We start from the raw sequence: 23,682 nt of genomic DNA on the forward strand, positions 1-23,682 counted from the left end.
CCACCACCTTTCTAACGGGCCGGGGGAGGCGCGGTACCGCCTCATTGATTCATAGAGTAACCATAAAAGGCCTTACTTAGATACTTTCGCTACGTAATCTTGCTCCTCCGCCGCGGGAACAGCTTCCTTGAGCTTGTGCTGGCGCGGCACCAGGATGGTGACAGCGCCTCCGAGGAGGGCCACTGCGCCGTAGATGTAGAAGGCTGTTGCCCCGCCGATCCCTGCAGCTGCCAGCCAGCCGCCGATGATCGGCCCCAGGACCCCGCCCAGCCGGCCCACGCTGGCGCACCACGCGACGCCGGCTGCGCGGGCATTGGTGGTGAAGTAGTTGGACTGGAAACCGTAGACCAGCACCTGGGTGCCCAGCGTTCCCACCCCTGCGGTGGCGATGAAGGTAAAGAGCAGCGGCAGCGGGAAGCTGAACGTCATGAGTCCCAGGGAGATGGTGGCGAGGACAAACGTGGCAGCGATAACCCGCTGCGGTCCGTTCCGGTCGGCCATCCGGGAGGCCACCAATCCGCCCACCACGGCGCCGAGGTTCAGGGCCAGCGGGAAGAACAGGGCATAGGTTCGGCCGTAGCCGTAGCCCTCCATGATCTTGGGCAGCCAGGTGTTGAGCCCGTAAGTCAGGAGGAGGCCGCAGAAAGACATCAGGCCCAACAGGATGGATGCCACGGCGAACTGGCGGGAGAAGACGGCGGCGAACCCTGATTTCCGAGGGGCGGCGCCGGCTTCCCGGATCACCTGCTCTTCGGCGAGCGGCACCCCGGTGCGCCATGCAGCGGCCAGGGCTTCCTCTTCCCGTCCCCGGGCCAGCAGCCACCGCGGGGATTCCGGAAGCTTCCGCCAGGCAATGGGCAGGATGACCAGGAGGGGCAGGGATCCGATGATGAAAAGTCCGCGCCAGCCGATGCTGTCCAGGAAAGCGATGCCCAGGACAGATGCCAGCACGCCGCCCGCGGGGACCCCGGAGTACACGATCGCGTTGTAGAACTGCCGCCGTCCCGCGGGTGCGAACTCGGCCATGGTGGCGCCGGCGCTGGCGATGACGACGCCCAGGCCCAGCCCGGTGGCAAACCGGAGGGCGCCGAAGGCGGCGACGTCCGTGGCCAGCGCGGTGGCGAACATGCCCAGGGAGAACCAGGCGATGCCCGCGAGCATCAGCCGCCGGCGGCCGAAGAAGTCACCGATCGCACCGCATGCGAGCGACCCCACCAGTACGCCGATGAGGGCCCAGGACCCCAGGAGCCCGGCGGTGGCCGCATCGAAATGACCGATTTGGCCCGCGTCCGCGAGCAGTCCCGGAAGGACGGTGCCGTAGACCACCAGGTCGTAGCCATCAAAAAGGAGTGCGGCGCAGATAACGAATGCCACCCAGTTGGCTGTCCGGGTCTCCTTTCCCGGGTTTCCGGAGATCGTAGATTGGGGGTGCGGCAGTGTCATGGCGCAGGTCCTTTCAGGGGGGCGGGTGAGGAGGCGCCGCGGCATTCGGATGGATCCACGCCGGGGCCTCGGCAACCTAGCCTGACAGGCAATGTGACGCACGGCATATGAGGGAAATACCCGGTTTCCCGCCGGGGGTGCATTGTGCTGTTCCTGCGTATCAAAGGGGCAGTTTTCGCGATGGATGCCGCAGGAACAGGCCAAATGCGCCCGGCCACAGGGGGCACCTGGCGGCAGTGGGAGGGCGGGTATTAGTCCATACACGGACGGTATGAACCAGGCGGTCCGTAACCATGGCCCGGGGCATGGCGCCGCGGTTAGGCTGGCGGAATGATCAATCCAGCACGGCTGCACTCAGACCTGTCCCGCCTTGGCCGGGAGACGGAAATGTTCATCGCCACGGTCTCATCCTTGTCCGATGAAGAGCTGGCCGCTCCTTCGCTGTGTGAAGCGTGGACCCGTGCCCACGTCATCGCACACGTCGCGACCAGCGGACGGGCCTTGGTGGGGCTGATCGACTGGGCCACCACCGGGGAGGAACGCCAGCTGTACGCTTCCGCTGAAGCGCGCTCGCAGGCTATTGGGGCCCTTGCCGCCCTGCCGCGGAAGGAACTCCTGGCTGAAGTACAGGACTCGGCCGCCGCTTTCGCCGGTGAAGCCCAGCGGTTGACCGGAGAGCTTGCGGCCCCGGAAGTGAAGGTGGGCGGGCGGGACCTGCCTGCTACTTCGATTGTGGCGCTGAGGATTGCCGAGGTGGTGGTGCACCACCATGACCTGGATACGGCCTGGACCATCGAGGAAGCCGACCCCGATTCACTGTTGAACGCCATCGAGGCCGTGGTACGTGCCATGCGTGCCAAGGGGGCGCCGGGGATGACGCTGGTTACGGAAGAACGCGATGAATGGGTCATCGGTGACGGTGCCCTGCGGGTCGAGTCCGACCGGGAAGGGCTTCTGAAGTGGCTGGCACGCGGCGACGCCGGAGGTCTTGAACTGCCGGGCCCGGTACCGGCATTGCCCGCCTGGTGAACTGACCAAAAATCCCCGCCGGGTTCAGTCCGGACTTCTGGACGGCCTCGGAGGAGAGGCCCCAGAGGTCCAGGATCCTGGCAGGTCACATCCTCCCGTCCCCGTGCCCTGAAAAACCCACGTGGAAGCCCGTCACGGATCCAGCAGAAAACGAGTACTCGCCGAAGAAAGACAGGTGGTGGGTACGCGTGCGCTCCGCAGATGCCCCACCTTACGGTGAAGTACGTTGCGGCCCGCATGGGGCCGTAAGCCATGAGGGAGGCAAAACATGAATCATTCGCCAGGTGGGAAAACAACTGCTGGGGGGACGGGCCTGCTCAGGCGAACCAGCACCAAGACAGCCGCGGCGGTCGCCGCGGGAAGCCTCCTGCTGACAGGCGGCGGCGTGGCGTTCGCGGACACTATCTCCAACAGTGTTGATGGCACGATTGACGCTACCGCCGAGATCATGCCGCTGAACGCCGGAGGCGCCAATGGCAGCACCACGCTTGCAGTAACGCCGGAAAACGGCGATGGCAAGAACGGCTGCAACCTGACGGGATCCACCACACTCACCCTGAATCTCAGCTCCAGCAATTCCGCCGTCGCCTCGGTCTCCCCGTCCTCGGTAACTTTCACGGCCTGTTCCGACACGAAGACCCTGACCATCACACCGGTGGGGGCCGGTACTGCCACCGTGAGTGCCAGCCAGGTCAGCAACAGCACCGGCGGCACCTTCAACCTCGCGCCCGCCACGTTCACCGTCAACGTGGCAGCCCCCGCGCCGTCGAACACAGCTCCCGTTTTGAATATCACTGGGGTGACGAACGGTGCGACCTACACGAAGGGCTCTGTCCCTGCCGCCGGCTGCAGCGTGAAAGATACCGAGGACGGTAACAGCACGTTCCCGGCAGCTTTGGGTGCCGTCACCGGGACTGATGGTGCCGGTGGCATCGGCGGCCAGGAAGCGACCTGCACCTACACGGACAAGGGCGGCCTCACCGCCAGCAGCTCCGTCACATACAACATCGTCGACGGATCGGCCCCGGAGATCTCCTACACGCTGTCGCCCGCAACCCCGGACGGCTCCAACGGCTGGTACAAGAGCCCGGTCACCCTGCACTGGATCGTCACCGAAGGGGACTCTTCCAGCACCCTGCAGCGGACCGGCTGCGAGGACCAGTCCATCACCGACGATCTCGCCGCTACCGACTTCAGCTGCGCGGCCGCCAGCTCCGGCGGAACTGCCGAACCCGTGACCGTGAACCTGGGCAAGGACGCAACGGCACCTTCGGTCGCCTACACCGAGGCATCGGGAACAGCGGGCAGCAACGGCTGGTACACCTCCGACGTCGAGGCCACCTTCACCGGAACCGACGCCACCTCCGGGCTGCTCGCCGCAACGCAGGCCGTTGCTTCCTCCGGCGAGGGCGCCACCGTGAAGGTGGACAGCCCGGCGTTCACCGACATCGCCGGCAATACCACTGCAGCAGGCGCGGCGTCCCACACGTTCAAGATCGACAAGACTGCGCCGTCCGTCAGCTACACCAGTGCAGCCGGAACCCAAGGCACGAACGGCTGGTACACCAGCAACGTGGTGGCCACGTTCACCGGCGCCGACGCCACGTCCGGTCCGGCAACCGCTACCCAAACGGCTACTTCCGACGGTGAGGGCGAGGCTGTGGAGGTCCTCAGCCCCGCCTTCAGCGACAACGCCGGCAACAGCACCCCTGCGGGCGCCGCGTCGCAGACCTTTAAGATCGACAAGACCGCTCCGAGCGTTTCCTTCGACTCCGTCGTTGCTGACAGCTACTTCGGCGCCACCGCCGCGGAACCCACCTGCACGGCCTCCGACGGCGGCTCTGGCCTTGCAGCCGCGTGCAAGGTCACGGGGTACGACAAGGCAGTTGGCCCCCACACCCTGACAGCGACGGCAACGGACTTGGCCGGCAACACCACCACGGTGGAGCAGTCCTACACGGTCAAGGCCTGGACGCTGAAGGGCTTCTACCAGCCGATCGACATGAACGGTGTCCTGAACACGGTCAAGAACGGCAGCACCGTTCCGGCCAAGTTCGAGATCTTCGCGGGCGACACCGAGCTGACCGATCCGGCGCTGGCCAAGTTCAGTACGAAACTGGTAACGTGCTCGCTCCTGAGCCTGGTGGACGACATCGAAACCACGGCCACGGGCAACACATCGCTGCGGTACGACGCCACCTCCGGCCAGTTCATCTACAACTGGAAGACGCCCACCGTGGCCGGCAGCTGCTACACGCTGACCATGACGGCGAACGACGGAAGCTCCATCAGTGCCAACTTCAAACTGAAGTAGCAGGCAGCGCGGCGCCCAACGTCGTGCGCCACAAAGAGGGGACCAGTTCAAATCCGAACTGGTCCCCTCTGTCATTGCCTCAGAAACTGGTGCCCGCCTAGCTCAGCGCCCCGAGGACTTCCTTGGCAACGTCCTCGCTGGACTGCGGGTTCTGGCCGGTAATGAGGTTGCCGTCCCGCACCACGTTGGAGGACCAGGCGGCGGCGTTTTCGACGACGGCGCCCTTCTCCTTGAGCGCGTCTTCCACCATCCACGGCGTGTTCTCACCGGTCCCGCCGCCCAGTTCCTCTTCATTGCTGAAGACCGTGAGGCGGCGGCCCTTGAAAGTGAACCCACCGTCGTCGTCCGTTGCGCTCAGCAGCCCGGCGGGTCCGTGGCAGAACGGCGCGATGATCTTGCCGGCGCCGTTGGCGGCCACCAGCAGCCGGCCCAGGTCGGCGTCCTTGTAGAGATCGGCCATGGGGCCGTGGCCGCCGGGCATCACCACGGCGTCGTAGCCGGCAACGTCGACGTCGGCCAGGACCAGCGGGTCCGCCAGCTCGCCGTCGATCTTGGCCAGGTAGTCCTTGAAGCCTTGCGCCCGCTCCTCGCCACCTGCCGACTCGGCAGCCAGGCTCACCTGGTCGACGGTGGGCTTCTTGCCGCCGGGAGTTGCGATGTGGACGGTGTTGCCGGCCCCGGCCAGGGTCTGGTGGGCCACCACCAGTTCCTCGGCCCAGTAGCCGGTGGGGTGTTCGCTGCCGTCCTTCATGGTGAGGGAATCTGCGGCCGAGACGACCATCAGGATGTTTGCCATAGCTGGTTCTCCTGTCTGTTGTTTCTCTGTCGTGCCAGTTCTCTACTTGCGGGTTTCTCTACTTCCCGGCGGCTTCAAGCCCGGCGTACGTGTCGTCGTCGAGCGTGATGCCCGCGGCGGCCATGTTTTCCTCGAGGTGCTGGATGGAACCGGTACCCGGGATCGGCATCATCACCGGCGAACGGCGCAGCAGCCAGGCGAGGGCAACCTGGGAGGTAGTGGCGCCCAGCCGCTTGGCCGCGGCATCCAGCGGGCCGCCCGGCTGGGCGAGTTCCCCGGCGGAAATGGGCGCCCACGGGATGAACCCGATGCCGTTCTCCTCCGAGTAGCGCAGCACGTCCTCCGAGCTTCGGTCAGTGAGGTTGTAGCGGTTCTGCACGGTGGACACGGTGAAATGCTTCCCCGCCGCTTCGAGTTCCTCAACGCCCACCTGCGACAGGCCCAGTGCGCGGACCTTGCCTTCGTCCTGGAGTTCGCGCAGCACGCCGAACTGTTCCTCGCGGTCCACCTTGGGGTCGATCCGGTGCAGCTGCAGCAGGTCCAGGGTGTCCACCTTCAGCTTGCGAAGGCTGAGTTCAGTCTGCTGGCGCAGGTACTCGGGCCGGCCCACGGGAACCCATTTGTTCGGGCCCGTGCGGGTGAAGCCCACCTTCGTGGCGATCTTCAACCCGTCCTTGTAAGGGTGCAGGGCCTCGGCGATGATTTCCTCGCTGATGTTGGGGCCGTAGGAGTCGGCGGTGTCAATGAAGTCGACGCCGAGTTCGACGGCGCGGCGCACCACGGCCACGGCGGCCTGGCGGTCCGCGGGCTCGCCCCACACACCGTCGCCGACGATGCGCATGGCACCAAAACCGAGCCGGTGCACGGTTCCCAGGTCCTTCAGGTCGATAGTTGCGGACAGTTCCAGCTGGTTCGTTGTCTCTGGGCTCATAGGGGCGGCAACATCATCAGTACGCTGAGTATTCCGCAGATCACAGAAATAAGCCGGGGGCCGCCGTCGTTATGCACCAAGTGCCCGCCTTAATCCGGCCGGCAACACACTACGCAACGTTCTTGAAAGGCCGGCACCTGACGTGACTCTTCCCCTCTCCATCCTTGACCTGGCAACCATCGGCAAAGGCCAGACGGCGGCGGAGAGCTTCGCGGGCAGCGTGGCCATGGCGCAAAAGGCCGAAAAACTTGGCTACCGGAGGGTCTGGTACGCCGAGCACCACAACATGTCCTCCATTGCTTCCTCGGCCACCAGCGTCCTGATCGCCCATGTTGCGGCGCACACCGAATCCATCCGCCTGGGCGCCGGCGGGATCATGCTCCCCAACCATTCGCCGCTGACCATCGCCGAACAGTTCGGCACCCTGGAAACCCTGCACCCCGGCCGGATCGACCTGGGCCTGGGACGTGCTCCCGGCAGCGACCAGAACACCATGCGGGCGCTCCGCCGCGACCCGATGTCCGCTGACAGCTTCCCGCAGGACGTCCTGGAACTGCAGGGCTACCTCACCGGTCCCACCCGCATCCAGGGGGTTGAAGCTACGCCCGGCAAGGGAACGAACGTTCCTCTGTACATCCTCGGCTCCTCCCTCTTCGGCGCCCGGCTGGCCGCCCAGCTGGGCCTGCCCTACGCCTTCGCCTCGCACTTTGCCCCGGCGGCGCTGCAGGATGCCGTGGCCATCTACCGCCGCGAATTCAAGCCGTCCGCCCAGCTGGACGCACCGTACGTGATCGCGGGCGTCAACGTCATCGCCGCCGACTCCGCATCCGAGGCGCAGGCCATGATGCAGGCCACGAAGCGCGCCCGTGTCTCCCTCTTCTTCGGCGGCGGCCGGGAATTCACCGACGACGAGGCGGACATGGTCCTCGACTCACCGCAGGGGCAGCACGTTTCGCAGATGATGCGCTACTCGGCGGTGGGGACGCCCGACGTCGTCATGGAATACCTGGCGGAATTCGGCAAGCACGCCGACGCCGACGAACTCATCGTGGCGCACCAGAGCACCGGCACCGAGGGCCGCCTGCGCTCCGTGGAACTGCTGGCCCATGCTGCAGGGCTGGTGGGTGTCTGACATGGCTGACGCTCAACAGGGCGTGGGATTCCGGTCCGAACGCGGGCCCATCCTCATTGCCCTCATGCTGTCCACCGGGCTCGTGGCCATCGATTCCACCATCGTGGCCACTGCCGTCCCGTCCATCGTCTCTGACGTCGGCGGCTTCTCGAACTTCCCCTGGCTCTTCTCCGCCTACCTGCTGGCGCAGGCGGTGTCCGTGCCCATTTACGGCAAGCTCTCCGACATGGCCGGCCGCAAGCCGATCATCCTCACCGGCATCGGACTGTTCCTGCTCGGCTCGGTGCTGTGCGGCGTTGCCTGGAGCATGCCTTCCCTGATCGCCTTCCGGGCCCTGCAGGGACTGGGTGCCGGGGCAGTCCTCCCGGTCTCCATCACCATCGCCGGCGACATCTACTCCCTGGAGGAACGTGCCAAGGTCCAGGGCTACCTGGCCAGCGTATGGGCCATCTCCTCCGTCGTGGGCCCCAGCCTGGGCGGTATCTTCTCCGCGCTGGGCATCTGGCGCGGCATCTTCCTGGTTAACGTCCCGCTCTGCCTGCTGGCGGGATGGATGCTGGTCCGTACCCTCCACGAGAACGTGGAACGGGCCCGGCACACGGTGGATTACGCGGGCGCTGTCCTGCTGGCCGGCTCGCTGGGCCTGCTGATCCTCGGCGCCCTCCAGGGCGGGCAGGCCTGGCCCTGGGATTCCGCGCTCAGCTATGGCATCTTCATCGTCGGCGCCCTGCTGCTGGCCGCGTTCCTGCTCGTGGAGCGGCGCGCCGCAGAGCCCATCCTGCCCTCCTGGGTGGTCTCCCGGCGCCTGCTGGCCACTACCGCGCTCGTGTCCTTCGGCGTTGGCGCGGTCATGATCGGGCTGACCTCGTACGTGCCCACGTTCCTTGAGGGCGCACTGTCCTCGTCCCCGCTGGTCGCCGGGCTGGCCCTCGCTGCCCTGACCCTCGGCTGGCCGCTCAGCGCCTCCCAGGCCGGAAAGTTCTACCTCCGGATCGGGTTCAAGGCCACCGCCCTGATCGGCGTCGCCATCGCGGTTGCGGGCCTGCTGATCCTGTCGCTGACGGCCGGCGCTCCCAACGTGGTGCTGATCGCGCTCAGCTGCTTCGTCGTCGGGCTCGGCCTGGGCCTGCTGGCCACGCCCACCCTGATCTCCGCCCAGTCCAGCGTGCCCTGGCATGAACGCGGCGTGGTGACCAGCACCAACATGTTCGCACGGTCCATCGGCAGCGCCCTGGGCGTGGCCGTGTTCGGTGCCGTGGCCAACTCGATCTACGGCGGCGCCGGCGGCAACGGGAACCCCTCAGCTGTTGTTGCCGCTTCCAGTGCGGTGTTCCTGGCCGCCCTGGTGGCCGGCCTGCTCACGGTGGCGGCGGTGCTGGCCATGCCCGCCGTGAAGGCCGGGGCGCTGGAACAGGCTGGCCGGATTGGCGAGGAAGCCGCCGAGAACCCTGCGGCCGCAGCCCCGAAGCCGGGCAGCTCCCGCTAGCCGCAGAGCTAGCGTGACGCCCGGAAAATCTCCGGCGCCGGCCGGGTCCCGGTGGCCAGGTCCGCCAGGATCCGCCCGATCACGGGCGTGAACTTGAAGCCGTGTCCGGAGAACCCTGCCCCGATGACCACCGGCCCCACCCGGTCCAGGATGAAATCCTCGTCCGGGGTGGTGGTGTAGGTGCAGCTGATGGCCTCGAACGAGTCGGCGTCCACGCCGGGCAGCCACTGCCGGGCATAGTCCTGCAGGGCGGCGAGCTGCGCGGGTTCCGGCAGGAAGTCGCGGTGGTCCGGGTCCACAACAGGACCCACACCGTGCCAGCCGGCCTTGATGCCCTCGCCGGGTGTCTGCATGCCGTAAACGGGCGAGTACCAGCCCTGGTAGTCCGGCCCGGGGTAGTGGTTGAACCCGGGCCACACGGCGCCGGTGTCCGTGATCCGGAAGTGGACGGGCTGCTCCTGGGTGACGGTGAGTGTGGGGATCGGGACGGCGCCGCGGGCCCTGCCCAGCAGTTTCTCCGTCCAGCCGCCGGCAGTCACCACGGCCTGCGCTGCCGTGACCACCTCCGTGCCCGCAGCGGATTCGAGCGTGAGCCGCACGCCGTCGTCGTGCATCTCGAAGCCCGCCACCCTGGTGTGGTGCCTGATCTCGGCGCCGCGGGCAGCGGCCAGCCGCTGGAACGCGGGCAACGCGGCCTCGGGGTTGAGCTGGCCGCCGTCGGGCATGTGGAGGACCTGCTGGTCGAAGCGGATGCCGCGCCAGCGCTCGCGGGCCTCGGCCGGGTCCAGGAATTCCGCCCGGATGCCGGCGGAGGTGAGGGCGGCGGCAACATCGGCGAAATGCGGGTTGGCGCCGTGGTTGACCGTGCCGGTGCGCGCCAGCAGCTGCTCACCGCTTTCCTGCTCCAGCTCCTCCCACAGTGCCAGGCCCTCTGCCAGCATGGCCACGTACTCCGGCTGGTGGTAGCCCGGGTTCAGGTTCCGGGTGGCACCGTGCGACGCGCCGATTTTGTGCCCGGGGCCGTACTGCTCCACGAGCGTCACCTCGCGGCCGCGGCGGGACAGCGCCCAGGCCGCGGCGGAACCCATCGCCCCGCCGCCGATCACCACGGTGTCCAGAACAGTATTCATCAGCCCTCCAAGCTGCGGTTACGCAAACAGTTATGCCAGCAAAAGCGCGACGCCGATCATCGCCGGCACTGCCACCACGGTGGTGATCAGCACGGTGTCTTTCGCGACGGTCAGGCCCGTATGGTAGCGGCTGGCCGCCACGAAAACGTTCTGGGCCGTCGGCAGGGAGGAGGTGACCACCACCGCGAACAGCGCATGGCCGTCCATGCCCAGCGCGAAGCGGGCGAAAAGGTAGGCGAGTGCGGGCTGGACAGCGAGCTTGAATCCGCTGGCCAGCAGGGTGTCCAGCCGGCGCCCGGCGGAGGCCTGCAACGGCCGGGTACCGTTCAGGCTCATGCCGAACGCGATCAGCATGGCGGGAATTGCCGCCCCGCCAATCAGGTGGATCGGCTCCATGACCAGTGCCGGGACCTGGAAGCCCGTGCCGGCGACCAGGAGCCCCAGGCCGGAGCCGACGATCATGGGGTTGCGCAGGATCATCAGGAGGAAGCCCAGGGGAGTGGTCCGGTGTGCACTGGTGCTGGAATCAAGGATCATCAGGAACACAGGCGTGAAGAAGGCCAGCTGGAAGATCAGCAGGGGCGCCACATAGCTGGCATCGCCCAGGACATATACCGCAATGGGAATACCAAGGTTCGCGGAGTTTGCCAGCGAGGCGGACATGGCGGACATCAGGGATTCGGGCAGGGCGCGCTTCAGCCAGTATTTGGCAAGGACGAAGAAGATTGAGGCCGTGGCGATGGCGGCAACGGCGGTCACCAGGAGCGGTTCGGCAAAGACTTCCTGCAGGCGGGCCTTGCTGAGGGTTTCAAAAAGCAGGGCCGGGCTGGCCACGAAGAAGGTGAGGCCGCTGAGCACGGGCCGGGCGTGGTCTCCCAGGATCCTGCGCCGGCCCACGAACCATCCCACCAGGATGATGCACCACACCACGAAGAAGCCGGCCAGCACTCCTAGCAAGGGATTCCTCCCCGTGCATGGAGGAAGTGTCTACCGGAGTTCACGCTCCGGGTTCAGAGGGCGGCGTTGTTAAGCGCGAAAGGGGGGCGCAGCAGCCCCGGGGTGAGTCCTTCGGCGGGATCGTTGCCCAACTGGATCACCTTGTTGTTTTCATCCACGTGGACCACCTTGGGCTGGTAGGCCCTGGCTTCCTCGGTGGTCATCTGCGCATAGGTGATCAGGATGACAATGTCGTTTTCCTGCATCAGGTGCGCGGCCGCGCCATTGATGCCGATGACGCCGGAACCGCGCTCGCCGGCAATGGTGTACGTCTCAAGGCGCGCGCCGTTGGTGACGTCGACGATGGAGACGAGCTCGCCGGGCAGGATGTCCGCAGCCTCCAGCAGGTCCAGGTCAACGGTGACGGAACCTACATAGTGCAGGTCAGCGTGCGTGACGGTGGCCCGGTGGATTTTGGACTTGAACATTGTTCGATTCATAACGCCACCAGTCTAGCCCTGAGCCCCGTGGACCGCAGTGACGCAGGAAACACTTCGCCGCGTGACGCGCGCCTGCGCCGTGAGGTGCGGCGTCGGTGCGCCCGTGACGCACCTGCGCACTGACGGGCGGTCTCGTGGCGCACGGAAGGACAACGGACGACGGCGGCCGGTCACCCGGCGTCGTTCCCTGCCACTGCCGCCGCGGCTGCTGCGAGGGTTTCCCGCGCTGCCAGGATGGCCGGGCGCTGCGCGCCGGAGCGCCGCACCGAAGTGAAGATGGTGCGGTGCGGCTTGCCCGGGAGCTCCAGCAGCTGGGCGGTGGTGCCGCGGCCGGTCCACACAAGGTCCGGCATCAGGGCCACGGCGTTGCCGGACTCAATAAGCCGGGCCTGGGCCTGCAGGTCCGCGGTTTCGAAGCGGACATCCGGTTCAAAGCCCGCACTGCGGCATGCCTGCTCTGCCCAGTGGCGGGATGCCGCACCGCGGGGTTCCATGACCCAGGCGAGCTCGGCGGTGTCCGCCAGCGAACGGATCCCGGCGCCGCCGGCGGCTGCCGGCGGAACGGCCAGCCGGATGGCGTCGGTGGTTAGCCTGATCCGGTCCAGTTCCGGGTACCGGGGGGCGGCGTGCCCGGGGTACTGCTCGGCGATCACCAGGTCGAAATCCCGGGCCCACGTCTCGTGCAGCGCCGTTTCGGGCTCGCGCTGGATCATCTCGATCCGGACCTCCGGGTAGGTGGCGGCCATGCGGGTCAGGGTGTCGGGCATCAGTGCCAGCGCGGCGGACTGGAACACGGCGATCTTCACGGTGCCGGTCACGGTGGTGAGCGATGCCGCGAGGTCCGCCTCCGCCTGCTCCATGGTTTCCAGCAGCTGCGCCGTGTGCGCCACGAGCACCTCGGCCTGCGGCGTCAGCTGCACCCGGCGGCCGGTCTTCCGCAGCAGTTCCACGCCCACTTCCTTCTCCAGGAGGGCGAGCTGCTGCGATACCGACGACGGGCTGTACTGCAGTGCCTCCGCCACTTCCGCGAGGGTCCCCCGGATGCTGAGTTCCCGGAGCAGGCGGAGCCGGCGCACGTCGAGCATGACGGATTCCTAACTGAAACTAACGAATATAGGTTAGAAGTAGTCACTTTATCTAACGCAACTGCCCACGCATACTGTTGGAACCGAGTTACCCCCGTCACAGCCATTTCTTGGCGTGCCGCGGCGGGGTCGCACCCCCAAGCAGGAGTTCCTGATGAGCAGTAAAGATTTGAGCCAATCGATCATGCGGCGCAAGCCTATTGATGACATCGAGGAAGAAAACAAACACAGCGGGCTTTTCAAGTCCCTCGGGCTGTGGCAGCTCACCGCCATTGGCGTGGGCGGCATTATCGGCGTCGGCATCTTCTCCCTTGCGGGACTGGTGGCCGCCGGCAGCGAAGGAAACCCGGGAGTGGGGCCCGCGGTGCTGATTTCCTTCCTGATCGCAGGCCTCGCCTCTGCGGCGGCCGCATTGTCCTATGCGGAGTTCGCGGGCATGATTCCGCGCGCCGGCTCCGCCTACACCTATGGCTATGTGGCCTTGGGCGAGGTGATCGGCTGGTTCATCGGCTGGGACCTGCTGCTCGAATACATCGCCATCGTTGCCGTGGTGGCCATCGGCATCTCCGGCTACCTTGACGCGTTCCTGGCCGGCATCGGCATCCACATGCCCGCCTGGATGACGTCCACCGTGGACGAGGGCAAGGGCGGCATCGTGAACATCCCCGCCATCCTGGTCTGCCTCCTGGTGACCTGGATTTTGTCCCGCGGCACCAAGGCGTTCGGCCGCTTCGAACTCGTGGCCGTGGCCATCAAGGTGGTCCTGATCCTGTTCATCATCGGGCTTGGCGTGTTCTACATCGACACCAACAACTACAACCCGTTCATGCCCAGCGGCTTCGGCCCCGTGGTTGCAGGTTCCGCCACCGTCTTCTTCGCCGTGTTCGGCTACGACGCCATGAGCACCGCGGCCGAGGAAGCCAAGGAGGGCAAGAAGCACATGCCCAAGGCCATCGTGCTCTCGCTCATCATCGCCATGCTGCTCTACGTTGCCGCCACCCTGGTGCTCACAGGCATGCAGAACTACAAGGACATCGATCCCAAGGCCGGCTTCGCCTCTGCCTTCACCTCCGTGGGCCTGCCCGTCATTGCCACCATCATCTCCGTGTTCGCCGTGCTGTCCATCCTCACCGTGATGCTCACCTTCCTCCTGGGCGTCACCCGCGTGTGGTTCTCGATGAGCCGCGATGGCCTGCTCCCCGGCTGGTTCGCCAAGACGGACCGCCACGGCACCCCGCAGCGCGTCACCTGGATCGGCGGCATCGCCTCCGCATTCCTCGCCGGCGTCTTCCCCATCAAGGAAGTCGCCGACCTGACCAACATCGGCATCCTGGCCGCGTTCGTCGTCGTCTGCCTCTCCGTGATCATCTTCCGGTACAAGCGGCCGGACGCCCCCCGTACGTTCCGCCTGCCGCTGATGCCCTTGGTTCCTGCCTTCGGCGTCCTGGCCTCCGGCTTCCTGATGCTCCAGCTGCACTGGGAGACCTGGCTGCGGTTCGTGGTGTGGCTGATCATCGGTTTGGCCATCTACTTCGGCTATGGCCGAAAGCACTCGCTGATGAACCCGAACAGCCCCCGCCACCAGGAACTCGCGGAGCTGCACCGCCCGCTCTCCTGACGCCGACTCCCGCAACACCTGGATAACCTCCCCTCACGGCAGGCCCTCCGCCCCTTACCCGTTGCTCTATCACTATTTGTCCCTAAGCGGCCGTCTTGGGAACCAAAAGTGATCGGGCATCCGGGGGAGGCGGAGGGCCTGCCGTCGGACGTTAAAGGGAAGGCTCAAAACATCGGCTTTCCTAACCTATATTGGTCGGAAAAGATCGCTTTATCTTATGTGAGTGGAAGCTCATACTGGTGGAAAGACCTCCTCCCACACCAAGAAAGATCGGGAAAAACCATGACCCACGTAGCAACGGAACCGGCAGTCGCCAAGGCGGCCGCCCCGCGGACGGTCGATGTCGACGTCCCCCAGGCCAAGGCCCTCGCCGACGAAGCAGTGGCCTTGGTCCGCCGCTGGCTCACCGAGGCCGCCAAGGTCCCTGTTGACGCCTCCGCCCAGCAGCTGGCCGGCGTGCTGAAGGACCCCAACGGCCTGGACTTCACGGTGGGCTTCGTGGACGGCGTGGTCCGTCCCGAGGACCTGAACGTCGCCGCCCGCAACCTGGCCGCCCTGGCCCCCAGGGTCCCCGCCTTCCTGCCTTGGTACATGCGCAGCGCTGTTGCCCTGGGCGGCACCATGGCTCCTGTGATGCCGCAGGTGGTCATCCCGATCGCCCGCAAGGTCCTGCGCGAGATGGTGGGCCACCTGATCGTTGACGCCACCGATGCCAAGCTGGGCCCGGCCATCGCCAAGATCAAGAAGGACGGCATCAAGCTCAACGTCAACCTCCTGGGCGAGGCAGTGCTTGGCGAGCACGAGGCGTCCCGCCGCCTTGAGGGCACGCACGCCCTGCTGGCGCGCCCCGACGTCGACTACGTTTCCATCAAGGTCTCCTCTACCGTTGCCCCGCACTCCGCCTGGGCCTTCGACGAAGCCGTGGAGCACGTCGTCGAAAAGCTCACCCCGCTGTTCCTGCGCGCAAACTCCTTCGCTGCCGGCGGCAGGAAGGCCAAGTTCATCAACCTGGACATGGAGGAGTACAAGGACCTGGACATGACCATCGCGGTCTTCACCCGGATCCTGGACAAGCCCGAATTCAAGAGCCTCGAGGCCGGCATCGTCCTCCAGGCCTACCTCCCGGACGCGCTGTCCGCCATGATCCGGCTGCAGGACTGGGCCGCGGAACGCCGCGCCAACGGCGGCGCCGGGATCAAGGTCCGGGTAGTGAAGGGTGCCAACCTGCCGATGGAACAGGTGGAAGCCTCCCTGCATGGCTGGCCGCTGGCCACCTGGGGCTCCAAGCAGGACTCCGACACCAGCTACAAGAGCGTCATCAACTACTCGCTGCACCCTGAGCGGATCAAGAACATCCGGATCGGCGTGGCCGGCCACAACCTGTTCGACATCGCCTTCGCCTGGCTGCTGGCCAAACAGCGCGGTGTTGAATCCGGCATCGAGTTCGAGATGCTGCTGGGCATGGCGCAGGGCCAGGCCGAAGCGGTCAAGAAGGACGTCGGGTCACTGCTGCTCTACACCCCGGTGGTGCACCCGGCCGAGTTCGACGTCGCCATCGCCTACCTGATCCGCCGCCTCGAAGAGGGTGCGAGCCAGGACAACTTCATGTCCGCTGTTTTCGAGCTCAGCGAAAACGAAGGGCTGTTCGAGCGCGAAAAGCAGCGGTTCCTCTCCTCGCTGGAAGCCCTCGACAACAGCGTCCCGCTGCCCAACCGCCGCCAGGACCGGAGCCTGCCGCCGGTACCGATGCCGCGCGCCGGTTTCGACAACACCCCGGACACCGACCCGTCCCTGCCGGCCAACCGTGACTGGGGCCGGGCCATCCTGGAGCGCGTCCCGTCCTCCACGCTGGGCAACGCATCCGTCCGGGCCGCCTTCATCAACGACGAAGCAGCGCTGAACACCGCCATCGAAACCGCTGTGGAAAAGGGCAAGGCCTGGGGCAAGCTCTCCGGCAACGAGCGCGCCGAGATCCTGCACCGCGCCGGCGACATCCTGGAGGCCCGCCGCGCAGACCTCCTCGAGGTCATGGCCAGCGAAACCGGCAAGACCATCGACCAGGGCGACCCCGAGGTCAGCGAGGCCGTTGATTTCGCCCACTACTACGCCGAGTCCGCACGCAAGCTGGACACGGTCGACGGCGCCACGTTCGTCCCTGCCAGGCTCACCGTTGTCACCCCGCCCTGGAACTTCCCGGTCGCCATCCCGGCAGGGTCCACCCTCGCGGCACTCGCCGCCGGCTCCGCCGTCGTCATCAAGCCTGCCAAGCAGGCAGCCAGGAGCGGCGCCGTCATGGTCGAGGCCCTGTGGGAAGCCGGTGTGCCCAAGGACGTCCTCACCATGGTGCAGCTGGGCGAGCGGGAGCTCGGCAAGCAGCTGATCAGCCACCCCGCCGTGGACCGCGTGATCCTCACCGGGGGCTACGAGACCGCCGAACTGTTCCGTTCCTTCCGCAAGGACCTCCCCCTCCTGGCTGAAACCAGCGGCAAGAACGCCATCATCGTCACCCCCAGCGCCGACCTGGACCTCGCGGCGAAGGACGTGGCCTACTCCGCGTTCGGCCACGCCGGCCAGAAATGCTCCGCCGCCTCACTGGTGATCCTGGTGGGCTCGGTGGCCAAGTCCAAGCGCTTCCACAACCAGCTGATCGACGCCGTCACTTCCCTCAAGGTGGGCTACCCGCAGGATCCCACCAGCCAGATGGGCCCCATCATCGAGCCGGCCAGCGGCAAGCTCCTCAATGCCCTGACCACGCTGGGCGAGGGCGAGAACTGGGCCGTCGAACCGCAACAGCTGGACGGCACCGGCCGGCTCTGGAGCCCGGGCGTGCGCTACGGCGTCAGGCGCGGTTCCTACTTCCATCTCACCGAGTTCTTCGGCCCCGTCCTGGGCGTGATGACCGCTGACACCCTGGAAGAGGCCATCGAAATCCAGAACCAGATCGAGTATGGCCTCACGGCGGGCCTGCACTCCCTCAACTCGGAGGAACTCGGCATCTGGCTGGAGGGCATCCAGGCCGGCAACCTGTACGTCAACCGCGGCATCACCGGTGCCATCGTGCAGCGGCAGCCGTTCGGCGGCTGGAAGAAGTCCGCAGTCGGCGCCGGCACCAAGGCGGGCGGGCCCAACTACCTCGCCGGCCTCGGCGACTGGGCTCCGGCCACGGCCACGGCCACGGCAGCCGTGACCAACGCCGGTGTGCGGCGCATCCTGAACGCGGCCGGCTCCGCACTGCAGCCGGCTGAACTTGAGTCCGTCCAGCGGGCCCTGGCGTCCGACGCCGAGGCCTGGGCCGGGGAGTTCGGCACCGCCAAGGACGTCTCCGGCCTGAGCGCGGAACGCAACATCTTCCGCTACCGGAACCTGCCCGTCACTATCCGCCTCTCCGAAGGCGCGCCCCTGGCGCACCTGGTCCGGACCGTGGGTGCCGGCGTGCTGGCCGGCTCGGCACTCACCGTGTCCACCGCCGTCGAACTTCCCGCGCAGTTCCGCTCCGTGCTGACCGGGCTGGACATCGACGTGACGGTAGAGTCCGACGCCGACTGGCTGGCCTCGGCCGAACGCCTCGCCACCGCGGGAAAGCTGTCCGGTGCGCGCATCCGCCTCATCGGCGGCGACGCTTCCGCGCTTGCCGAGGCCACCGGCGGACGCCCGGACCTTGCGGTTTACACCCACCCGGTCACGGAGGCAGGCCGCGTTGAGCTGCTGCCGTTCCTGCACGAGCAGGCCGTGAGCATCACCGCGCACCGGTTCGGCACCCCGAACCACCTCTCGGACGCACTGATCTAGCTCCCTTTACGGAGAAGGCCGGGCAGCCACCTTGGGTGGCTGCCCGGCCTTCTCTGGTTGAGCCCTAGCCCAGGTACCAGCCCGGCGGCGTCCACGTCACGGGGACGCTGTGGGCCGAGAAATCCTCGCAGCGGGTGCAGGTGTAGGCGACTTCGCCCAACGTGGCGACGCTTCCATCCCGTCGGTAGGTCGGCGGAATGTAGGTTTCAAGGTAGACGAATTCGTCGGTGCGGCACTTGTCGCAGGTGGGTTTACCTACGTAGCCGGAGTCCGCGGTGGCATGTCCGGTGCCGAGGTTTGCCTGGCGGGTGGACGGCCGTGCTGCGGAAAGTGGGCGCGCGTGCGCAGTACTGAGATGGGTGTTCCTGGCTGTCGTCATTGGCTGCCTGTCCCAGGCGCAGGAGCCCTTTTCGGGACGCGCCTGTTTGTAGAACCGGCCTGCTGCTTGACCCTTGGACACCCAGCATAGGGGATGCCGATTCCCCTATCAATGGACACGGGCCCCCTAATATGTCGAAGTGCTGGATTTTTCGTGTTTCGAGGGTTAAGTTTGGCGGTTAATTGTCCTTCCGACGATCGACTGGGTCAGGGCGTCAATCACCTCGGTGTTTGCGAGGGGGTTGCGGATCAGTGTGAAGTCCACGTCCCCCACCGCGGGAAGGTCGAATCGGCGGGTGATGATCTTCAGGTCCTCCGGCACCAGCGACGTCGGCATGACGGCAACGCCAATGCCTGCGCGGACGGCGGCGAGCACCCCACTGATCTGCCGTGTGGTGCAGGTGATCCGCCACGTCCTGCCATGGGCTTCGAGTGCATCGATGGCAAGCTTCCGGCTGAGGCTGGGGGAGGGGTAGGCGATCAGTGGCACCGGCGTCCCAGGCTCCAGCGTGGTTTGCTCCAACCCTACCCAGGAGAACGAATCATGCTGGACCACCGTGCCGTCCTTGGCGCCGGCCACCCACTTGACGAACACCAGGTCCAACTGCCCGGCGTTGAGCCTGCGGTAAAGCTGGTCGCTCTGCCCCACGGTGAGTTCGAGGTTGATCTGGGGATAGATCTGCCGGAATTCGCGCAGGATCCGGGGCAGCCCGGTAATGGCGAGGTCGTCAGCTGTGCCGAACCGGAGGCGCCCGCGCATGGCCGAGCCGGAGAAGTACCGTGCAGCGGCGTCGTGTGCCGACAGGATGGTCCGGGCGAACCCGGCCATTGCGTCCCCATTGTCCGTGAGCCGCACATCCCGTGTGTCCCTGCTGATGAGGGTGCGCTTCGCCGCGGCCTCGAGCTTGCGGATGTGCTGGCTGATGGTGGGCTGGGCGAGTCCGAGCCGCTCCGCTGCCTTGGTGAAGCTCAGGGTATCCGCGACGGCGAGGAAGGACCGCAGCTGGGCAGGCTCAAACATGGATTCCCTTGTCCCGAAGTGTATTGCGGTTCGCAATACGAGTTATAGGGACCATACCTCTCCATAATCTGCTGCCGCCACCCTAGCGTTAAGGACATCCCAGACCGCCCGCACATTTGAGGACATCCCTGTGGCTCCCCCACCGCCTTCGTCGGCCTCCGTCTCCCAGCCAGCCATCGACGCGGCGGGCTCCGCGCCGCCGGACCACCTGACCCAGCCGCTTCCCGTCGTCGCGGAGCGCCTTCCCTGGCGGCACACCTTCATCTCGCTGAAGGTGCCCAACTTCCGGATCTTCGTCGTCGGACATTTCATCGCAGTCGTTGCCCTCTGGATGCAGCGGATCGCCCAGGACTGGCTGGTGCTCCAGCTCTCGGGGTCCGTGACGGCAGTGGGCTTCACCGTGGCGCTGCAGTTCCTGCCGTCCCTGGTGCTGGGCCCGTGGGGAGGCATGGTCGCTGACCGGTTCGCCAAGCGGAAGATCCTCATCCTCTGCCAGGGGATGGCGGCCATCCTTGCCGCAGCGCTGGCGGCGCTGGCCCTCACGGGTGCCATCCAGGTATGGCACGTCTACGCCATTGCCCTGGTGCTCGGGCTGGTCACGGTCCTTGACCAGCCGGCCCGGCAGGTCTTTGTCAACGAACTCGTCGGGCCGACGTACCTGCGCAATGCCATCAGCGTCAACTCCACCACGTTCCAGCTGGGCGGGCTGCTCGGCCCGGCGCTCGCGGGTGTGCTCCTGACCGCGGTGGGAGCGGGGTGGGCGTTTGCCGCGAATGCCGTGGCCTGCTGCTCCACGGTGACGATGCTGCTGGTCCTGCGCCGGGACCAGCTCCACGTCAGTGCCCCGGCGCCCAAGAGCAAGGGCATGCTCCGCGAGGGGCTCCGCTACGCCCTGGGCAAGCCCACTATCTACTGGCCGTGGCTGATGGCAGGGTTCATTTCCGTATTCGCCATGAGCCTGCCCGTAGTGCTCGCAGCGTTCGCGGACCACGTCTTCCAGGCCGGAGCCGGCGGTTATGGCCTCCTCAATGCCCTGGTGGCACTCGGTGCGCTGTCCGGCGCCGTCGCATCCACCCGCCGTCGGCAGCTCCGGCTGCGGTCCGTGGTGTTCTGCGCCGGGATGTACGGACTCATGCTCTGCCTTGCGGTCCTGGCGCCCTCGATGGTGTGGTTTGGCGCCGTGATGGTGCTGTCCGGCTTCTGGTGCCTGATGTTCCTCACCGGATCCAACCAGCTGGTCCAGGTCAGCTCCAACATGGCGATCCGCGGACGGGTGATGAGCCTGTACATCATGGTGCTGATAGGCGGGCAGGCGCTGGGCGGGCCGATGCTGGGCTGGATCGCCGAGCATGCGGATCCGCACGCGGCGCTGCTGGTCTCCGGCGGCGTGCCCGCACTCGCGGCCCTTACGGTGGCCGGGATACTGGCACGGAAGGGCTCGCTGCAGCTGCGGGTGGACTGGCGGGACCGGCGGCATCCGCTGCAGATTGCGCGGCGGGCGGCTGCTTAGGGTTGGTTGCCGAGGCGCCGGCAGGCCGGGAATGGAGCGGCTGACGGGAATCGAACCCGCGTATCAAGCTTGGGAAGCTAGCGCTCTACCATTGAGCTACAGCCGCATTGCCGCCACTCGCGCGGGGCAGAACTTAGCTTAGCGCAGATATGGCGGCTGCCCGCCCATCCCGCGGCTGCATGCTGCGTGTCCTGTCATCCGTGGCGTCATCCAGTAACTCTTCAGTAACGTCGGCGCCGCCAGCTAGGTGCGGACGTTGGGCGCTGGCTAACCTGATCCCCGGGTAGCCACCGCACTGGGGGAGGAGGCTATTGCGGCCGCCGACGTCAACAACAGGAACTATCTTCATGGCAATCGCAGAGCACGAGGTCCTCATAGAGCGCGACGCCATGGCCGTGTACCAATTCCTCCTGGACGCCACCAACCTTCCCCTCTGGCGCGACGATGTCCGCAGCGTCAAGCTCGCCCGGGGCCAGGCTGAAACCGTGGGCGCCGTGTACCGGAAGATGGTGGCAGGACGCTCCGGGCTGAGTATCCCCGCGGAGCTGGAGATCACCCACGCCCGGCCGGGCGCCGAAATCCGGTTCCACATTGTTTCCGGGCCGGCCACCCGCTGGGGCGGTTACTACCTCAGCACGGAAAACGCAGGAACCCGGGTCCGGTTCGCCCTGGAGGCCAGGCGCGAGGGCAGGTTCGGTTTCTTTGACCGCTTCAGTTTCCTGAACGGGATGCTCCAGCGCCGGGTCAGCTCCGATGTTGCGCAGCTGGACCGGCTCAAGGACGTGCTGGAACTGGAGCCGGCCATCTGATCCGGGCCCGCCCCGGGACACTTATTGCGCCAGCCGCTGCCCGGTCCAGGGACCGGGAATGTTCGACGGCGATGCGAGGCTTCCGCCAGTCAGGTCCCAGTACTGCACTGTGTCGTTTGCCCGGCGCAGGGCAATGCCCGTGGAGTTCAGGCCGGTGGCATTCCGCAGGGGCCTGATGCCGGTAACGTCCGTCCAGCCGCTGGCCACGGTGGGGCGGGTCTCGGCCCGCAGCGCGGTGGTGCCCCAGCCGCGGTACAGCTGCACGGAGCCGTCCGTCCTGAGTGCCAAAAGGTCCTGGAACCCGTCGGCGTCGTAATCCACCATGGACAGCCGGGAAGCGGAAATGCCCGTGGCCACTGTGGCGCGCTCGGCGAGGTCCCCAGTTCCCTTGTTCGGGTAGAGGAACAGGTTTCCGTAGCCGTCCAACGCCAGGATCTGGGGCATCCTGTTGTTCGCGCACCAGCCGCCCACCGCGAGGGTCAGCGTGTTCCATCCGCCAGCGCCGAGCGTGAGGGGCGCCTGGAAGCCTCCGGTGGCGACGCCGCGGTGCAGCGTCAGGTTGCCGTTGGTCCATTGCGTCAGGAGGTCGTAGGTGCCGTCGCGGTCCCAGTCGGTGACGAAGACTTCCTTGGCGCCGGTGAAGCCTGACCCGATGACCTTGGCGGCAGTGTAGGTGCGCGGACCGGTGGACGCCCGGTTCAGCAGCTGCCCGGCCGAGTCGACCGAGACGAGGTCGGCGGGGCCGGTGATCGCGGCGGCTGTGAGGTTCAGGGTGGGCGGCATGTGCTTGACGGGCGCATCGCACACGCTCGGGGCCGGGGGCGGGAAAGCATTGCCCGTGCCCGCGCCCGGGGAGTCGAGGGTGCCGGCCGGCAGCGTCGTGTAGCCGAAGAAATTCACCACGCCCCAAATCTGGTAGGTGGAGTTGGTGTAGGAGATTCCGGCGCCCATCACATTGAAGCGCGGATCAAGCAGCATGGCATTGTGGCCCGGGGAACCCTTCCACCACTCCACCAGCTGGGCGGCGTCGCGGTCCGTGCGGATGGCGATCACTTCCCCCGCGCCGTTGTTGGGGTTCAGCGCGCGCGGGTCGGTCCAGAAGCTGGCGCGGTGTTCGATCACCTCGCGGGTGGCAATGCTGTCCGACCACTCCTGCGACATGCCGGCCACGGTGGGGTGGTATTTCACCTTGTTCAGGCCGTTGGCTACCCGGTACTCGTTGATCCTGGTGAACACGGTGAGGATGGCGGCCGCGTTGCTGTCGGGAACCAGGGCTTCAGTAGTGGGTCCTGCCGCGGTGGACTCCGGGGCGGCCAGACGGGAGGCGGGAGGTGACGCGAGTTCGTCGTCCGGTGCCCACAGCGGAGGAATCGACACGGTTTCGGGAGCAGGGGGTGCGGCCTCGGTTGAGGTGGCAACCGGTGCCGTGGATGCGGGCGCCGGGGCGAATGGCCCGGTTGTGGGGGCTGCCGCTTCCGTCGCGGCGGGACCGGCGGGAACTGGAGCACCCGGCTGGGCTGCCAGGATGTCCGGGTCCACGGCCGGGGTGAGCGGCGCCATCGATGAGCCTGCCCTGCCCCCGGCCGGGCCGTCGTCGTTCACTATGGGTGCCGCCAGGGACAGGCCCTGCCTTGCGGCCGTCTGGCCATGCAGCGGCTGCAGGGGTGCGGAGGCGGCCGAGGAGACCAGCGCCAGCGCACAGAGCACGCCAATAAAAGAGGGTGCAACCAATCTATTCACAACATCCCCAGCTCTGTTATGCCATCCGGGAGACC

Annotated in this window: 18 protein-coding genes and 1 tRNA gene; 8 read left to right on the forward strand and 11 right to left on the reverse strand. The window is 66.7% G+C overall.

The features are described from left to right. Positions 1–72: 72 nt before the first annotated feature. Positions 73–1,443 carry an MFS transporter gene (locus tag AC3IMC_RS00205; RefSeq protein ID WP_490916389.1) on the reverse strand — a complete coding sequence of 457 codons (1,371 nt, stop codon included), beginning with the start codon at positions 1,441–1,443 and terminating at the stop codon, positions 73–75. 330 nt (positions 1,444–1,773) lie between these two features. On the opposite strand from AC3IMC_RS00205, the gene AC3IMC_RS00210 reads away from it, so the two are divergent. Then, complete coding sequence (locus AC3IMC_RS00210) at positions 1,774–2,472, forward strand: maleylpyruvate isomerase family mycothiol-dependent enzyme (protein WP_490916390.1); 699 nt, start codon at positions 1,774–1,776, stop codon at positions 2,470–2,472. Between the two features lie 268 nt (positions 2,473–2,740). Further along, positions 2,741–4,786, forward strand: coding sequence for a PxKF domain-containing protein (locus tag AC3IMC_RS00215; RefSeq protein WP_490916391.1), 2,046 nt, complete (start codon positions 2,741–2,743; stop codon positions 4,784–4,786). A gap of 97 nt (positions 4,787–4,883) precedes the next feature. Here the strand turns inward: AC3IMC_RS00215 and AC3IMC_RS00220 are convergent, their stop codons facing one another. Continuing rightward, positions 4,884–5,582 carry a type 1 glutamine amidotransferase domain-containing protein gene (locus AC3IMC_RS00220; RefSeq protein ID WP_490916392.1) on the reverse strand — a complete coding sequence of 233 codons (699 nt, stop codon included), beginning with the start codon at positions 5,580–5,582 and terminating at the stop codon, positions 4,884–4,886. Positions 5,583–5,640: 58 nt separating this feature from the next. Further along, entirely contained in the window at positions 5,641–6,513 is an 873-nt protein-coding gene (locus tag AC3IMC_RS00225; protein ID WP_490916393.1) for an aldo/keto reductase, read from the reverse strand. Positions 6,514–6,655: 142 nt separating this feature from the next. Here AC3IMC_RS00225 and AC3IMC_RS00230 point away from each other — a divergent pair, with 142 nt between their 5' ends. Together AC3IMC_RS00230 and AC3IMC_RS00235 are read left to right on the forward strand one after the other, a co-directional pair. Then, on the forward strand, positions 6,656–7,645 hold the full coding sequence (locus AC3IMC_RS00230) for an LLM class flavin-dependent oxidoreductase (RefSeq protein WP_490916394.1): 990 nt from the start codon (positions 6,656–6,658) through the stop codon (positions 7,643–7,645). Position 7,646: 1 nt separating this feature from the next. After that, entirely contained in the window at positions 7,647–9,131 is a 1,485-nt protein-coding gene (locus tag AC3IMC_RS00235; RefSeq protein WP_490916395.1) for an MFS transporter, read from the forward strand. 8 nt (positions 9,132–9,139) lie between these two features. On the opposite strand, the gene AC3IMC_RS00240 is transcribed toward AC3IMC_RS00235, so the two are convergent. The 4 genes from AC3IMC_RS00240 to AC3IMC_RS00255 form a co-directional block, all read right to left on the reverse strand. Next, a complete protein-coding gene (locus tag AC3IMC_RS00240) occupies positions 9,140–10,261 on the reverse strand; it encodes an FAD-dependent oxidoreductase (protein ID WP_490916396.1) in 1,122 nt (373 codons plus the stop codon). A 30-nt stretch (positions 10,262–10,291) separates the two neighbouring features. Then, entirely contained in the window at positions 10,292–11,218 is a 927-nt protein-coding gene (locus tag AC3IMC_RS00245; protein WP_490916397.1) for an AEC family transporter, read from the reverse strand. 53 nt (positions 11,219–11,271) lie between these two features. After that, positions 11,272–11,697: an aspartate 1-decarboxylase gene (panD, locus tag AC3IMC_RS00250; RefSeq protein ID WP_490916398.1), complete on the reverse strand. Its 426-nt coding sequence runs from the start codon at positions 11,695–11,697 to the stop codon at positions 11,272–11,274. Positions 11,698–11,867: 170 nt separating this feature from the next. Continuing rightward, positions 11,868–12,782, reverse strand: a complete 915-nt coding sequence (locus AC3IMC_RS00255; protein WP_490916399.1) for a LysR family transcriptional regulator — start codon at positions 12,780–12,782, stop codon at positions 11,868–11,870. A gap of 154 nt (positions 12,783–12,936) precedes the next feature. On the opposite strand from AC3IMC_RS00255, the gene AC3IMC_RS00260 reads away from it, so the two are divergent. Both AC3IMC_RS00260 and AC3IMC_RS00265 read left to right on the forward strand, forming a co-directional pair. Continuing rightward, positions 12,937–14,400 carry an amino acid permease gene (locus AC3IMC_RS00260; protein ID WP_490916400.1) on the forward strand — a complete coding sequence of 488 codons (1,464 nt, stop codon included), beginning with the start codon at positions 12,937–12,939 and terminating at the stop codon, positions 14,398–14,400. 282 nt (positions 14,401–14,682) lie between these two features. Next, positions 14,683–18,189 carry a bifunctional proline dehydrogenase/L-glutamate gamma-semialdehyde dehydrogenase gene (locus tag AC3IMC_RS00265; protein ID WP_490916401.1) on the forward strand — a complete coding sequence of 1,169 codons (3,507 nt, stop codon included), beginning with the start codon at positions 14,683–14,685 and terminating at the stop codon, positions 18,187–18,189. 64 nt (positions 18,190–18,253) lie between these two features. Here the strand turns inward: AC3IMC_RS00265 and AC3IMC_RS00270 are convergent, their stop codons facing one another. Both AC3IMC_RS00270 and AC3IMC_RS00275 read right to left on the reverse strand, forming a co-directional pair. Further along, positions 18,254–18,568, reverse strand: coding sequence for a hypothetical protein (locus tag AC3IMC_RS00270; protein WP_490916402.1), 315 nt, complete (start codon positions 18,566–18,568; stop codon positions 18,254–18,256). Between the two features lie 165 nt (positions 18,569–18,733). Next, positions 18,734–19,588, reverse strand: coding sequence for a LysR substrate-binding domain-containing protein (locus AC3IMC_RS00275; protein WP_490916403.1), 855 nt, complete (start codon positions 19,586–19,588; stop codon positions 18,734–18,736). 130 nt (positions 19,589–19,718) lie between these two features. Here AC3IMC_RS00275 and AC3IMC_RS00280 point away from each other — a divergent pair, with 130 nt between their 5' ends. Next, on the forward strand, positions 19,719–21,098 hold the full coding sequence (locus AC3IMC_RS00280) for an MFS transporter (RefSeq protein WP_490916404.1): 1,380 nt from the start codon (positions 19,719–19,721) through the stop codon (positions 21,096–21,098). A gap of 32 nt (positions 21,099–21,130) precedes the next feature. Here AC3IMC_RS00280 and AC3IMC_RS00285 read toward each other — a convergent pair. Beyond that, positions 21,131–21,204 (reverse strand) — tRNA-Gly (locus tag AC3IMC_RS00285). Positions 21,205–21,445: 241 nt separating this feature from the next. Between AC3IMC_RS00285 and AC3IMC_RS00290 the strand changes: the two genes are divergently transcribed. Then, positions 21,446–21,907 (forward strand): SRPBCC family protein, encoded by a 462-nt coding sequence (locus tag AC3IMC_RS00290; protein ID WP_490916406.1) that lies wholly within the window; start codon positions 21,446–21,448, stop codon positions 21,905–21,907. Positions 21,908–21,928: 21 nt separating this feature from the next. Here AC3IMC_RS00290 and AC3IMC_RS00295 read toward each other — a convergent pair whose 3' ends face one another. Further along, positions 21,929–23,647: a CAP domain-containing protein gene (locus AC3IMC_RS00295; RefSeq protein WP_490916407.1), complete on the reverse strand. Its 1,719-nt coding sequence runs from the start codon at positions 23,645–23,647 to the stop codon at positions 21,929–21,931. Positions 23,648–23,682 lie beyond the last annotated feature (35 nt).

Source organism: Arthrobacter sp. E70 (genome assembly GCF_058266945.1).

Coding starts and splice junctions, on each gene's coding strand:
- AC3IMC_RS00265 (WP_490916401.1), top strand. CDS start 14,683: ATGACCCACGTAGCAACGGAACCGGCAGTCGCCAAGGCGGCCGCCCCG.
- AC3IMC_RS00235 (WP_490916395.1), top strand. CDS start 7,647: ATGGCTGACGCTCAACAGGGCGTGGGATTCCGGTCCGAACGCGGGCCC.
- AC3IMC_RS00220 (WP_490916392.1), bottom strand. CDS start 5,582: ATGGCAAACATCCTGATGGTCGTCTCGGCCGCAGATTCCCTCACCATG.
- AC3IMC_RS00275 (WP_490916403.1), bottom strand. CDS start 19,588: ATGTTTGAGCCTGCCCAGCTGCGGTCCTTCCTCGCCGTCGCGGATACC.
- AC3IMC_RS00270 (WP_490916402.1), bottom strand. CDS start 18,568: ATGACGACAGCCAGGAACACCCATCTCAGTACTGCGCACGCGCGCCCA.
- AC3IMC_RS00255 (WP_490916399.1), bottom strand. CDS start 12,782: ATGCTCGACGTGCGCCGGCTCCGCCTGCTCCGGGAACTCAGCATCCGG.
- AC3IMC_RS00260 (WP_490916400.1), top strand. CDS start 12,937: ATGAGCAGTAAAGATTTGAGCCAATCGATCATGCGGCGCAAGCCTATT.
- AC3IMC_RS00215 (WP_490916391.1), top strand. CDS start 2,741: ATGAATCATTCGCCAGGTGGGAAAACAACTGCTGGGGGGACGGGCCTG.
- AC3IMC_RS00290 (WP_490916406.1), top strand. CDS start 21,446: ATGGCAATCGCAGAGCACGAGGTCCTCATAGAGCGCGACGCCATGGCC.
- AC3IMC_RS00205 (WP_490916389.1), bottom strand. CDS start 1,443: ATGACACTGCCGCACCCCCAATCTACGATCTCCGGAAACCCGGGAAAG.
- AC3IMC_RS00210 (WP_490916390.1), top strand. CDS start 1,774: ATGATCAATCCAGCACGGCTGCACTCAGACCTGTCCCGCCTTGGCCGG.
- panD (WP_490916398.1), bottom strand. CDS start 11,697: ATGAATCGAACAATGTTCAAGTCCAAAATCCACCGGGCCACCGTCACG.
- AC3IMC_RS00225 (WP_490916393.1), bottom strand. CDS start 6,513: ATGAGCCCAGAGACAACGAACCAGCTGGAACTGTCCGCAACTATCGAC.
- AC3IMC_RS00240 (WP_490916396.1), bottom strand. CDS start 10,261: ATGAATACTGTTCTGGACACCGTGGTGATCGGCGGCGGGGCGATGGGT.